Source organism: Kitasatospora fiedleri, from assembly GCF_948472415.1.
Taxonomy (GTDB): Bacteria; Actinomycetota; Actinomycetes; order Streptomycetales; family Streptomycetaceae; genus Kitasatospora; species Kitasatospora fiedleri.
Window position 1 is genome coordinate 2122283 of sequence record NZ_OX419519.1, and the last position, 12664, is coordinate 2134946.

13 protein-coding genes and 1 pseudogene are annotated in these 12664 nt (G+C 76.3%); 8 read left to right on the forward strand and 6 right to left on the reverse strand.

Annotated elements, in window-relative coordinates:
• Position 1: 1 nt before the first annotated feature.
• The 5 genes and pseudogenes from QMQ26_RS09975 (at position 2) to QMQ26_RS09995 (ending at position 3823) form a co-directional block, all read left to right on the forward strand.
• Positions 2-1327, forward strand: coding sequence for a DUF58 domain-containing protein (locus tag QMQ26_RS09975; RefSeq protein ID WP_100835805.1), 1326 nt, complete (start codon positions 2-4; stop codon positions 1325-1327).
• On the forward strand, positions 1324-2163 hold the full coding sequence (locus tag QMQ26_RS09980; RefSeq protein ID WP_282205463.1) for a DUF3488 domain-containing protein: 840 nt from the start codon (positions 1324-1326) through the stop codon (positions 2161-2163). Before QMQ26_RS09975 ends, QMQ26_RS09980 begins: the two co-directional genes overlap by 4 nt.
• A pseudogene (locus QMQ26_RS09985) lies at positions 2067-2462 on the forward strand (DUF3488 domain-containing protein); the annotation flags it as partial. The gene QMQ26_RS09980 and the pseudogene QMQ26_RS09985, both read left to right, overlap by 97 nt.
• 144 nt (positions 2463-2606) lie before the next feature.
• Positions 2607-3137 carry a transglutaminase-like domain-containing protein gene (locus QMQ26_RS09990; protein ID WP_282206483.1) on the forward strand — a complete coding sequence of 177 codons (531 nt, stop codon included), beginning with the start codon at positions 2607-2609 and terminating at the stop codon, positions 3135-3137.
• A gap of 98 nt (positions 3138-3235) precedes the next feature.
• On the forward strand, positions 3236-3823 hold the full coding sequence (locus QMQ26_RS09995; protein WP_282205464.1) for a DUF4129 domain-containing protein: 588 nt from the start codon (positions 3236-3238) through the stop codon (positions 3821-3823).
• Positions 3824-3909: 86 nt separating this feature from the next.
• On the opposite strand, the gene QMQ26_RS10000 is transcribed toward QMQ26_RS09995, so the two are convergent.
• The 3 genes from QMQ26_RS10000 to QMQ26_RS10010 all read right to left on the reverse strand — a co-directional run bounded on the left by QMQ26_RS10000 (position 3910) and on the right by QMQ26_RS10010 (position 5965).
• Complete coding sequence (locus QMQ26_RS10000) at positions 3910-4287, reverse strand: DUF3040 domain-containing protein (protein WP_100835807.1); 378 nt, start codon at positions 4285-4287, stop codon at positions 3910-3912.
• A 229-nt stretch (positions 4288-4516) separates the two neighbouring features.
• Positions 4517-5269 (reverse strand): methyltransferase domain-containing protein, encoded by a 753-nt coding sequence (locus tag QMQ26_RS10005; RefSeq protein WP_282205465.1) that lies wholly within the window; start codon positions 5267-5269, stop codon positions 4517-4519.
• A 108-nt stretch (positions 5270-5377) separates the two neighbouring features.
• The gene (locus tag QMQ26_RS10010; protein ID WP_282205466.1) at positions 5378-5965 is read right to left on the reverse strand and encodes an SAV_6107 family HEPN domain-containing protein; all 588 of its coding nucleotides are present in this window, start codon (positions 5963-5965) and stop codon (positions 5378-5380) included.
• A 511-nt stretch (positions 5966-6476) separates the two neighbouring features.
• Here QMQ26_RS10010 and QMQ26_RS10015 point away from each other — a divergent pair.
• A complete protein-coding gene (locus QMQ26_RS10015) occupies positions 6477-7073 on the forward strand; it encodes a DUF4126 domain-containing protein (RefSeq protein ID WP_282205467.1) in 597 nt (198 codons plus the stop codon).
• Positions 7074-7276: 203 nt separating this feature from the next.
• A complete protein-coding gene (locus QMQ26_RS10020) occupies positions 7277-8665 on the forward strand; it encodes a phytoene desaturase family protein (protein ID WP_282205468.1) in 1389 nt (462 codons plus the stop codon).
• Positions 8666-8672: 7 nt separating this feature from the next.
• Here QMQ26_RS10020 and QMQ26_RS10025 read toward each other — a convergent pair whose 3' ends face one another.
• Together QMQ26_RS10025 and metF are read right to left on the reverse strand one after the other, a co-directional pair.
• Positions 8673-9509, reverse strand: a complete 837-nt coding sequence (locus tag QMQ26_RS10025; protein ID WP_282205469.1) for a hypothetical protein — start codon at positions 9507-9509, stop codon at positions 8673-8675.
• A 139-nt stretch (positions 9510-9648) separates the two neighbouring features.
• The gene (gene metF / locus QMQ26_RS10030; RefSeq protein WP_100835812.1) at positions 9649-10563 is read right to left on the reverse strand and encodes a methylenetetrahydrofolate reductase [NAD(P)H]; all 915 of its coding nucleotides are present in this window, start codon (positions 10561-10563) and stop codon (positions 9649-9651) included.
• 263 nt (positions 10564-10826) lie between these two features.
• On the opposite strand from metF, the gene QMQ26_RS10035 reads away from it, so the two are divergent.
• The gene (locus QMQ26_RS10035; protein WP_282205470.1) at positions 10827-11933 is read left to right on the forward strand and encodes a polyprenyl synthetase family protein; all 1107 of its coding nucleotides are present in this window, start codon (positions 10827-10829) and stop codon (positions 11931-11933) included.
• 8 nt (positions 11934-11941) lie between these two features.
• Here QMQ26_RS10035 and QMQ26_RS10040 read toward each other — a convergent pair whose 3' ends face one another.
• Positions 11942-12616 (reverse strand): VanZ family protein, encoded by a 675-nt coding sequence (locus QMQ26_RS10040; protein WP_282205471.1) that lies wholly within the window; start codon positions 12614-12616, stop codon positions 11942-11944.
• Positions 12617-12664: the final 48 nt, after the last annotated feature.

Consider the following 12664-nt stretch of genomic DNA (forward strand, 5'->3'; position numbering starts at 1 on the left):
GGTGGCGCGCCCCGCCCGCGCCTCCGGGGTGCGCGCCGCGCTGCGCGGACTGACCACCCGGGGGCGCTCCTTCCTCGCGGCCGGCGCGACCGCCGCGGTCTGCGCGTTCGTGTTCGGCCAGACCGCGCTGCTCCAGGTCGGCGTGCTGCTGGCGGCGCTCCCGCTGGCCGCCGCCGCGCTGCTGGTGCGCACCCGCTACCGGGTGGCCTCCGGCCGCCGGCTCAGCCCGCAGCGGGCCGCGGCCGGCCAGGAGGCCCGGGTGCACCTGCGGCTGGACAACGTCTCCCGGGTGCCCACCGGCCTGCTGCTGCTGGAGGACAAGGTCCCGTACGTGCTGGGCCCGCGCCCGCGCTTCGTGCTGGACCGGGTCGAGCCGCGCGGCTTCCGCGAGGTGTCCTACCGGGTCCGCTCCGACCTGCGCGGGCGCTACCCGCTGGGCCCGCTCCAGCTGCGGCTGTCCGACCCGTTCGGGATGTGCGAGCTGACCCGCGCGTTCAGCGCCGCCGACGTGCTGACCGTCGTCCCGCAGGTCCAGGACCTGCCGCCGGTCCGGCTGCCCGGCGAGTCCGGCGGGCAGGGCGACTCCACCACCCACACCCTGGCGCTGGCCGGCGACGACGACGTCATCCCGCGCGAGTACCGGCACGGCGACGACCTGCGCCGGGTGCACTGGAAGTCCACCGCCCGGTACGGCGAACTGATGGTCCGGCGCGAGGAGCAGCCGCTGCAGGCCCGCGCCACCGTGCTGCTGGACACCCGGGAGGCCGCGCACCGCGGCTCCGGCCCGGCCTCCTCGTTCGAGTGGGCGGTGTCCTGCGCCGCCTCGGTCGCCGTCGACCTGGTGCAGCGCGGCTACCGCACCCGGCTGCTCACCGACACCGGCTTCTCGGTGCCCGGCCAGGGCGTCGGCGGCGGGGCGGGCGCCGCCGAGTCCGTCGGCCTGCTGCTGGACGCGCTGGCCGTGGTCGAGCACTCCGACGGCGGCACCCTGGCCCGCGCCGAGGAGGTGCTCCGGCTGGGCGGCGAGGGCCTGCTGGTGGCGGTGGTCGGCGAGCTCGACGAGGAGCAGGTCGAACGGCTGGCCCGGCTGCGCCGCCGCACCGGCGGCGCCGTCGTCCTGCTGCTGGACACCGGCACCTGGTCGGGCCTGCGGCACCTCTTCCCGGAGAGCGCGGACGAACCGGCCGACGCCCGGGTCGCCCGGCTGCGCGAGTCCGGCTGGACGGTGCTCCCGGTCCGGGCCGGGGACTCGCTGCCCGCGCTGTGGCGGGCCGCGGACCGCACCCAGAACACCACCGTTCCCTACCGAGACGAGGTCGGCGCGTGACCACCCGGGCCAAGTTGACGCTCTGCGCGGCCCTGGCCACCGCCCTGGCGGCGCTGTGCCTGTCCCCGCTGTTCCAGGACCCGTTCGCGCTCGCCCCGCACGGCCTGCTGCTGATCGCCGTCACGGCCGGCGCCGGGGCCGGGCTGCGCGCCCTGCCGCTGCCCCGGGCCCTGGTGCCGCCGCTGCAGCTGCTGGTGGTGCTGTACGTGCTGATGCTCACCACCGTGCAGTCCTCGATGAGCTTCGGCGTGCTGCCCGGCCCGGGCGCCCTGGACGCGGTCTCGACGCTGCTGAGCAGCGGCGGCAACGACATCCAGGCGTACGCGATCCCGGCCCCGGCCAGCGACGGCCTGCGGCTGATCGTGGTCGGCTCGGTCGCCCTGGTGGCCGTCCTGGTCGACACCCTGGCGGTCACCTACCGCCGGGCCGCCGCCGCGGGCCTGCCGCTGCTGGCCCTGTACTCGGTCTCCGGCGGCCTGGCCGACTCGCCCGGCGGCATGTGGCTGTGGTTCCTGTTCGGCGCCGCGGGCTTCCTGGCCCTGCTCTACACCGAGGGCCAGGACCGGCTCACCCGCTGGGGCCGGGTCTTCCACGGCGCCGGCCGCTCCGCCACCGCGCTGTCCAACGGCGGCCGCCGGATCGGCGTGATCGCGCTGGCCGCCGCCGTGCTGGTGCCGGTGTTCGCCCCGCGGTCGGCCCCGGCCTGTTCGGCGGCCTGTTCGGCCACGACGGCGAGGGCCGCGGCAGCGGGAGCGGCAAGGGCGACGAGCGCTCGCTCAACCTGGTCGTCGCGCTCACCGCCAACCTGCGCTCCAACGACGACACCCCGCTGCTGAGCTTCTCCACCGACGCGCCCGACGCCGACCAGCTCTACCTGCGGATCGCCGCGCTCAGCGAGTTCAACGGCCAGGAGTGGCTGCCCGGCCAGCAGAGCCCCCAGGCGCTGCCCACCACCGTGCCCGCCCCCGAGGGCCTGGCCCCGAACCTGCCCACCACCTCGGTCCGCACCAAGGTCACCGTCTCCGAGCAGCTGAGCACCGCCTGGCTGCCGATGCCGTACCCGATGTCCTGGCTGGAGCTGCCGAACACCGCGGACTGGCGCTTCGACCCGCAGGGGCGCACCGTCAGCGGCATCAACGGCCAGAAGAGCAAGGGCCTGACCTACTCGGTCGGCTCGGTCGACGTCAACGCCACCGCCGCCCAGCTGCGCTCCGCCGGCCCGGCGCCCGACGACATCGCCAAGCGCTACCTGGACCTGCCCGCCAACCTGCCGTCCGTGGTGGCCGACACCGCCCGGGACGTCACCAGGGGCAAGGACACCCCGTACGACCGGGCCGTCGCCCTCCAGCAGTACTTCACCAGCGGCGGCTTCACCTACAACACCAAGATCGACGCCCGCACCGGGCCGGACGCCATCGCCAAGTTCCTCCAGGACAAGGAGGGCTTCTGCGTGCACTTCGCCGCCACCATGGCCGCGATGTCCCGCTCGCTGGGCATCCCCGCCCGGGTCGCGATCGGCTTCACCCCGGGCACCGGCAACGGCACCGACCGGGTGGTCCGCAGCTCCAACTACCACGCCTGGCCCGAGCTGTACTTCAGCGGCTACGGCTGGATGCGCTTCGAGCCCACCCCGAACCGGGGCAGCACCCCGCTGTACTCCGTCCAGCAGGCCGCCCCCACCAACACCCCCAGCGCCGCCCCCAGCAGCGCCGCGCCGACCGGGCAGCCCTCCGCCCAGCCGTCCGCCTCCAGCAGCTGCCCCCGCAGCAGCAGCACCGGATCGGCGACTGCGCCGACGAGGCCGCGCTGACCGCGCACCGGGACACCGCGGCGCCCTGGTGGCGGAGCTGGCCGGCCCTGCTCACCGCCGCCGTCGTCCTGCTGCTGCTGGCCGCGCTGGCCTTCCCGATGCTCTGGCGCACCAGGCTGCGCCGACGCCGCCTCGGCGCCGGCCGCCACCTGGCCGGCGCGGACGGGCCGCGGCTCACCGACGAACAGGTGCTCGCCGCCTGGGCCGAACTCGTCGACTCCGCCTGGGACCTGGGCATCCCCCCGGACGAGGCCCGCACCCCGCGCAGCGCCGCCCGCCGGCTCGCCGAGGACGCCCGCCTCGACCCCGACGCCGCGGCCGCCGCGGGCCGGGTCGCCCTCGCCACCGAGCGCGTCATGTACGCCCGCGAGTCCGACGCGCCCGCCCACCTCGGCGGCGACGTCCGCACCGCCCGCGAGGCCCTGCTGGTCCGGGCCACCCGCGCCCGCCGGCTGCGCGCCCTGCTGCTGCCCGCCTCCGCGGTGCGCCTGTGGTGGCGCGCCCAGGACCGCGCGGCGGCCCGCCGGGAGCGCACCGCCGAACGGGTGGCCGCGCTCCGGGCGGCCGTGACCGGGCCGTTCCGGCGCCTCGGCCGGAACGGCGGGAGCGGCGGGAACGGCGGGAGCAGCGGGAACGACAAGAGCGGCAAGCGCGGCAAGGGCAGCGGCGGGAACGCGAACGGCTGAGCGCCGGAGGGCGCACGCGCAAGGGTCCGCCCCGGGAGAGGAGCTCTCCCGGGGCGGACCCTTTCACGTTGCGTTTCCGGTCGCTGCTACAGGCCGCTCTGTTCGTCGCGGCGCCGCTGCCAGCGCTGTTCCATTCGGTCCATGACGCCGGTCTTCCGGCGTGGCGGTGGCGCCTGCCGTGGACCGTGCCCGGCCGGGCCGCGCCGCCACGCGGTGACCGCGAGGACCGCACAGCCAAGCATGACCAGGAACCCGACGACACTGACCCAGATGACCTGCGTGACCAGGCCGCCCATGAGCAGCGCGATGCCCGCCACGAACCCCGCCACGGCCAGGTAGACCCGCCGACGGGTGTAGGTGCGCAGGCCGGTTCCCTCGAGCGCTGACGCGAACTTGGGATCTTCGGCGTACAGCGCTCGCTCCATCTGCTCGAGCAGTCGCTGCTCGTGCTCCGAGAGCGGCACGGAGTCCTCCTACTCGTCGGTCGCGGGGCGACCGGTCCGCCACCCCTGGCTCGGGCCTGTGTGGTCCATATGCCCCACCGGTCTGGCCGTCATGCTTACCGGCTTTACCCAGATCATACGGTCCACGGGCCTGGTTCGGCGTGGTCAATCAGGCGTGGCTGGGACCACCGCGGCGGCGGCCCCACCACTGCAACGAGCGGACCCCCTCCTTGGTGCCCCCCGACCCGGATCAGATCGCCTCGGCGAGCAGGTGCAGCTGGGTGGCGACGGCGTGGAAGGCGGGCTGTTCGGCGGCCGCGAGTTCGAGCTTGAGCAGGGCGTCGAGCGCGCCGGGCTCGGTGTCGACCAGGACGCCGGGCACCAGGTCGGCGAAGACCCGGATGCCGTGCACGGAGGTGACCCGCAGCCCGGCCGCGGCGGCCAGCTCGTCCAGCTGCTCGCCGGTGAAGCGGCGCGGCATCGGGTCGCCCGCGCCCCAGCGGCCGTCGGCGGCGTCCAGCGCGGTGCGGGCCTCGGTGAACTGGCCGGCCACCGCGCGGGCCAGCACCGCGCCGTTGCGGTTGGCGGCGAGCAGGCTGACCAGCCCGCCCTTGCCGAGGGTGCCGACCAGGTTGCCGAGCGCCTCGGCCGGGTCGTCGACGACCTCCAGGACGCCGTGGCAGAGCACCGCGTCGACCGAACCGGCCGGGACCAGCTCGGGCAGCGTCTGGGCGTCGCCCTGGACGGCCCGGACCAGCTCGGTGACCCCGGCCTCGGCGGCCCGGCGCTCCAGCGCGAACAGCGCGTCCGGGCTCGGGTCGACCACCGTGACCCGGTGGCCCAGCCTGGCCACGGGCACGGCGAAGTTGCCCGTGCCGCCACCGGTGTCGACGACCTCCAGCACCGGCCGCCCGAGCTCGGCGGAGCGCCGCTCCAGCGCCTCCCGCACCACCTCCCACACCACGGCGGTACGCAGCGCACTGCGGGGACGAGTCGGATACAAGGCGGCACCCCTCTAAGCAGGTTCTTCCACGGCGGGAACGCCTCCACCTTATCCGCCGGGGCCGGACGGATCAGGGGCGGCGCGGACGCCGGGGCGCCGGGTGCCGGGTCAGGGGTGCAGGGCCAGGATGCGCTCCACGATGCGCAGGTACAGGGCGGTGTTGCGGATCAGGTCGTCCGCGTCCCGCGGCCCGGCGGCGCCGGTGATGCCGGCCTCGGCGGCGGCCCGGCGGCGGGCCCCGGCCGCGAAGTAGGCCGCCCACTCCGCGAGTTCGGGGGCGACCTCGGGCAGCAGCTCCCAGGCCGGGCGGATCGCCTGGCGGCGGCGCGGGTGCCGCACCGGGCGGCCGCGGACGGCGAGCACGGCGGCGGTGGCCCGCAGCGCGGCGAGGTGGGCGGTGGCGTAGCGCTCCAACGGGTCCTGCCGGCCCCGGGCGTGCACCAGGGTGCGGTGCGCGTGCCGGAGGAGCTCCAGCGCGGCGGGCGAAGCCGTGCTCCGGCGCAGCACCGGGTGGACGTCCCCGGCGCGGCCGGCGGGCAGGGTGGGCTGTTCGACGGTGGGCCGCTCGGGCCGTTCCGTCCGCTCCGCCCGTTCGGCGGCGGGGCGGCGGGCGGCGGGTCGCTCGGCGGGGAACTGGTCGGCGGCGGATTGATCGACGGCAGGGCGGGCGACAGGCTCAGGACGACTGATGGTCATGGGTCTCCCCCGTTCACTCCGGACCTTTGCCCGAACCGGTCGGTCCGCGCATGCATCCATCGTGAACGGGGGGTGTGACAACGCGGAACCCCCGGTTCCGCGGGGCCCCGCCCCCGTCCCGCCGTCCCCGTCCGGCCGGCCCGCCCGGAACTCCCCCGCGAGGGGCCCGGAGGGAGAGGGGGCCGGGCTCCGCCGCCCCGTGTCGGCGGTGCCCGGCCCCCTCGCTCCGGCCGTTGGTCGCGCCCGGGCCTGTGGTGCGGACCGGCGTTCCCCCTGGTCGACGGCCTGCCCCGGGCGCTCCCGGGCGGCGCCGCCCGGCGGCGGCCTTCCCGGTGCGCACCACTCTGCCGCCAGCCGGGGCCGGCGGGTATCCGCGCGGGTACTCAACCGGCGATCTGAGTACGGATACTCAGTCCCCGCCGTCGGCGACCCCTGCCGCCCGGTCGGAGCGGCCGGGTACGGTGACCGGGTCCCGTCCGAGGTCCGGGCGGGCACGGGAAGGGGGGCCGCCGTGGAGGCCGTTCCGCTGATCTTCACCAGCGGCTGGGCGAGCGGGATCAACGCCTACGCCGTGGTGCTGCTGCTGGGCCTGTTCGGCCGCTTCGGCGGGGCCGACTCGGTACCGCCCGCGCTGGAGCGCACCGACGTGCTGATCGCCGCGGGCGTGCTGTTCCTCTGCGAGGCGGTCCTGGACAAGATCCCCTACGTGGACAGCGTCTGGGACGTGGCCCACACCTTCGTCCGCCCGGTCGCGGGCGCGACGGTGGGCGCCCTGCTCGCCGCGCACGACCCGGGCTCGCTCGGCGAGGTCGCCGCCGGAGCCCTCGGCGGCACCACCGCCCTGCTCAGCCACGGCGTCAAGGCGGGCCTGCGGATGGCCGTCAACACCTCCCCCGAACCCGCCTCGAACATCCTGCTCAGCCTCACCGAGGACCTCTCCGTCGCCGGCCTGGTCACCCTCGCCGTCTTCCACCCCTGGCTCGCCGCCTCCACCGCCGCGGTCCTGCTCGCCCTCGGCCTCCTGATCGTCTGGTTCGCCGTCTCCCGCATCCGCCGCTTCTGGCTCCGCCGCCGCGAACGCCGCCGGGCCCGGACGGCCGCCGCCTGACCGGCGGGGCCTGCCCGGTGCGGCACGGCCTGCCCGGTGCGGCACGGCACGGGCCGGGGAACGCCTGCGGCGGGCAATCGAACAGGGCCGAAAACCGCCCTCCGGCCGCGAGGCTCCGGACCGGCCCGGGCCGCAGCTGCCCGGCCGGGGCAGGGGCGGGCGGGCGGCGGGCAGGGGTGCGGGGGCGCATAGGATCTGCTGCCATGGCTCGGATCATCGTCGTCGGTGCAGGGATGGGCGGTCTGGCCGCCGCTTCGCGGTTGGGTGCGTCGGGGCACCGGGTGGTGGTGCTGGAGGCGGCGGGGACGTACGGGGGGCAGGTGGGGGCGTACCGGCGGGAGGGGTTCGGGTTCGACACCGGGCCGGGGCTGCTCGCGCTGCCCGCCGTGTACCGGGACCTGGCGTTGAAGACCGGGCGGGAGCCGCTGGAGGAACTGGTCGGGTTGCGGCCGGTGGACCCGGAGAGCCGGCACCTGTTCCCGGACGGGACGGAGCTGGTGCTGCCGAACGCCTCCCGGGGCGGGGTGGGGCAGGCGTTGGACGCCGCGTTCGGGGCGGGGGCGGGCGCGCGCTGGGGCGCGTTGGTGAACCGGGGGCGGACGGTGTGGGAGGCGACCCGGCGGCCGCTGCTGGAGGAGCCGCGCCCGGCGGTGGACCCGGTCGACCCGTACCCGGTGCCGCCGCGCCGCGGGCTGTCCCGGCTGCTGCCGCGCGGGCGGCACGCCCTGGCCGACGCGGCCCGCGAGCTGGGCGGCGGCCCGGGCCCGGCCGCGCTGCTGGGCGAGTACGCGCTGCGGTACGGCCTGGACCCGCGGTCCGCGCCCGCCTCGGCGACGGTGCTGCCGTACATGGAGCAGTCGTTCGGCGTCTGGTACGTGGACGGCGGGCTGCGGGCGCTGGCCGACGCGGTGTTCGCGCGGTGCGGCGCGCGCGGGGTGGAGTTCCGCTTCGACACCCCCGTGCGGGCCCTGGAGTCCGACGGCGGCCGGGTGGTGGGCGTGCGGACGGACGAGGGGGTGCTGGCGGCGGACGCGGTGCTCTCCGCCGTCCCGGGCCTGGGGGTCGCCGAGCCGGCCGCGCCCGCGCCGGGGCGGTTCACGGTGCTGCTGGCGCTGGACGGCGCCCGCCCGGCCGGTACCGCGCACCGCACCGTGGTGCACGCCGCGGACGGCGCGGCCGAGGCCCGGGCGGTGTTCACCGAGCGGGCGCTGCCGTCCCGCCCCACCGTTCAGGTGCTGCGTCCGGACGACCCGTCGCTGGTCCCCGGGCCGGACGCGGAGGCCGTCGTGCTGACCGTCACGGTGCCCGCCGACCTCGCCCTCACCGAGGCCGAACGGGACGCCTACGCCGGGGAGTTGCTCGACCACCTGGCCGCCGCGGGCCTCGACCTGCGGCCCCGGCTGCGCTGGCGGGAGACCCGGCTGACCGGCTCGGTACCGGTGCCCTCGCTGGCGGGCGGGCACCTCGCGCAGGCCAACCGGCCGGGCCCGCCGGGCCTGTACCTGATCGGCGCGCACGCCCACCCGGGCGGCGGGCTGGCCCGGGTCGGGATGTCCGCCTCGATCACCGCCGGGCTGGTCGGCCCGGCCTGACGGCGCGTCAGTACTGCTGCTGGTAGTACCAGTTCTGGTCCTGCGGCTGCTGCTGGGGCTGCGCCTGCTGCGGGATGTGGGGCTGCTGGTACTGCTGCTGGGTGTACGGGTCCTGGTAGACCGGCTGGCCGTACTGGTCGTAGCCGATCAGCTGCCACTGCGGCTGCTGCGGCTGCTGCGGCTGCTGCGGCTGTGACTGCTGCGGCTGCGACTGGTACTGCGGTTGCGGCTGGTACTGCTGCTGGGCGGCCCACTGGTCCTGGTAGCCGTAGCCGTGGCCGGGGTCCTGCTGGTAGCCGTAGCCCTGCTGCGCCTGCCCGTACTGGGGCTGCGGCGGGACCTGGTAGGCGCCCGGGTCGTCGGCGTAGACGCCCGCGTCGAGCTGCTGGAACTCCTCGTAGTCGGCGGAGTGGTCGGCGGACCGCCCGTCGAGGGGGTCGAACGGCTCGAACGGCTCGTCCTCGATCGGGCCGACCTCGCCGACCGGCACGACCGGTTCCGGTGCCGCTACGGCGGCGGCCGGCGCGCCGGTGGCCGCGGCCAGCAGCGGGACCTTCGCCAGCGGGCCGGGCAGGGCGCCGTCGGGGCGGCGCAGCGACCAGCCGACCGGGCGGCCGCGCTTGACCGAGCCGGTCACCCTCACCTGGCCGAGCGCGAACGCGGCGGCGCCCGCCGCTATCACCGGCAGCGAGGAGGTGCGCATCCCGGCGACCACGCCGAGGAAGCCGAGCAGGGCGAGCGCCCGCCAGTGCAGCGGGGCCCGGTGCTGGAGCAGGAGTTCGGCGGTCAGCCAGAGCGCGACCAGGGCCAGCGCACCGTAGAGGAGCAGGTATCCGATGCCCATCCCGCAACCTCCAGACGCCACCCTCACCGCGCGGTTGCGGGCGACTGTACAGCCTCCGGGCGAACACCACCTCATCCCGGACCGCCCCGTTCGCGCACCGGCCCGGCGGCCCGGCGCCGGGCTCGCGGCGGGCGGGCGCTCAGCGGGTGTGCAGGCCCAGGTTCTGGTAGATCTCCAGCGTCGAGGTGGAGTGGTTGAGCGTGATGAAGTGCAGGCCCGGGGCGCCCTCCGCGAGCAGGCGCTCGGCCATCGCGGTGGCGTGTTCGAGGCCGACCGCGCGGACCGCGGCCGGGTCGTCGGCGGCGGCCTCCAGCTTGCGCCGGAAGTCGACCGGGAAGTCGGAGCCGGACAGCTGCGGGAAGCGCACCAGCTGGCGGATGTTGGTGACCGGCATGATCTCCGGGATGATCGGCGTCTCGCAGCCGGCCGCGGCGACCCGGTCGCGCAGCCGGAGGTAGTCCTCGACCTCGAAGAACATCTGGGTGATCGCGTAGTCCGCGCCGGCCCGGCACTTGGCGACGAAGTGCCGGATGTCCTCGTCCCAGTCGGCCGAGCGCGGGTGCATCTGCGGGAACGCCGCGACGCCCACGCAGAAGTCGCCGATGTCCCTGATCAGTTCGACCAGTTCGGCGGCGTAGCTGACGCCCTCGGGGTGGCGCACCCACTCGCCCATCGGGTCGCCGGGCGGGTCGCCGCGGACCGCGAGCACGTTGCGCACGTTCTGGTCGGCGTACTGGCCGATGATGTTGCGCAGTTCGGCGACCGAGTGGTCGACCGCGGTGAGGTGGGCGACCGGGGTCAGGGTGGTCTCGGTGGCGATCCGGCCGACCAGGTCGACGGTGCGGCCGCGCGAGGAGCCGCCCGCGCCGTACGTCATGCAGACGAAGTTCGGCTCCAGGCACTCGACCCGGCGGATCGCGTCCCAGAGCCTGCGCTCGCCCTCCTCGTTGCGGGGCGGCATGAACTCGAAGGAGAAGGAGCGGTCGCCTGCCGCCAGCAGGTCGCGCACAGTTTGCGCGCGGTCGCTTCTGGTGGAGGGAATCCCGAGTGCCATGCAGGCAGGTTAGCCGTCGGCGGCGCGGCCCGGACAAACGACGTCCAGAAACTGAGACGGGACTTGAGATTTCCGGCCAGCCGGCTCCGGCGCCGCGGAGCACCGCCCGGAGCACCGCCCGGAGCGCGGGTCGCGGCGGGGTGACGGCAGGGGTGACGGCAGGGGTGACGGCGGAGGTCGCGGCGGGGTCGCGGCGCGGGTGGAACGGGGCACCCGGGCGCGCGCGTTAATCTGACTGTCAGCCTCTTGATCCGGAGTCCCAGGTGCCCTCCTCCATCCGTCTCCCCCGCAACCCCGTCGACGCGGAGGACGTGCGCGACCGCGTGAACGACGCGCTCGGCGTGTTCATGGCCGAGCGGACGGCCCTGCTCTCCGGCATCTCCGACCAGCTCGGACCGGTCGCCGACGCGCTGCGCGACTTCCTGCTCGACGGCGGCAAGCGGCTGCGCCCCGCGTTCTGCTACTGGGGCTGGCGCGCGGCCGGCGGCGCCGCCGACGAGCCCGGCATCGAACGGGCGGCGGCCGCGCTGGAGCTGCTCCAGGCCAGCGCCCTGGTGCACGACGACCTGATGGACCGCAGCGACACCCGGCGCGGCCTGCCCGCCGTCCACCGCCGCTTCGAGAACCTGCACCGGGCCGGCGGCTGGCGCGGCGACCGCGAACAGTACGGGGCGTCCGCCGCGGTGCTGCTCGGCGACCTGCTGCTGATCTGGTGCGACGAACTGTTCCAGCGCTCCGGGCTGCCCGCCGCCGCCGTGTCGGCCGCCAAGCCCGCCTTCGACCTGATGCGCACCGAGGTGATGCTCGGCCAGTACCTGGACGTGCTGGAGCCGGTCGCGGGCGACTCCACCGACGCCGGAGCGCTGGAGCGGGCCCGCACCGTCCTGCACTACAAGTCGGCGAAGTACACCATCGAGCGTCCGCTCCAGGTCGGCGCGCTGCTGGCCGGCGCCGGGCCGGACCTGGTGGACGCCCTCGGCGGCTTCGGGCTGCCGCTGGGCGAGGCGTTCCAGCTCCGCGACGACCTGCTGGGCGTCTTCGGCGACCCCGCCGTCACCGGCAAGCCGGCCGGCGACGACCTGCGCGAGGGCAAGCGCACCCTGCTCGTCGCGCACGCCATGCGCGGCCTGGGCCCGGCCGACGCCGCCCGCCTCGACGCCCGGCTCGGCGCGCCCGGCCTGGACGCCGAAGAGATCGGCGCCCTGCGCGACCTGATCACCCGCAGCGGCGCCCCGGCGCTCGTCGAGGCCCGGATCGACACGCTGCTCACCGAGGCCCTGACCGCCCTCGACGCGGCCCCGATCGCCGACGGCCCGACCCGCGAGGTGCTCCGGGCGCTGGCCGACGCGGCGACGGTCCGCAAGTACTGACAGGGCCGTCAGCCGGTCGGGCGCCCCCGCCACCAGCGGCGCGAGGCCAGCGCGGCCAGCGCGGCGCCGACCGCGTTCAGCAGCACGTCGTCGACCGAGGAGACCCGGTCCAGCCGCAGCACGTACTGGGCGGTCTCCACCAGCACCGAACCGGCCGCGCCCAGGGCCAGCACCCGCCACGCCGAAGCCGACGCGGCGAACCGGACCGGGACGAGGAAGCCCGGCGCGGCGAACACCAGCAGGTTGCCGACCACCTGCGCCACCGCGGTGGCGGGCGGCCCGGCACCGACCACCTCCACGAGGTCGTGCAGCGGCACCAGGTTCACCCGGCGGCGCGGACCGCCCGGATCGGCCCCCGGCAACAGGATCATCCACACCCACGGCGCCGTGCCGTACACCATCCCCACCTCCGCCACCGCCGAACGCCGCGCCCACCCCGGCTCGACCCCCGCGGCCCGACGGCGGCGGACCAGCGCCCAGACCAGCAGGACGGCCACCGGCAGGGCGACGGCGGCCAGGAAGACGATCCCGTTGACCGTGCCGACCCAGCCGCCCCACCCGGCGTGGTGGCGGCGGCCCAACGGCCGCTGGGCGACGAAGGCGACAGCGGCTGCGCCGAGCAGCACCGGAACGAGCAGCACGATCCGGCGGGCACGGCGGACGGCGGGAGCGACGGGGTCCATGCCCGCACGGAGTACGAACGCCTCCGGCGCGGTTCCCGACCGAGGCGG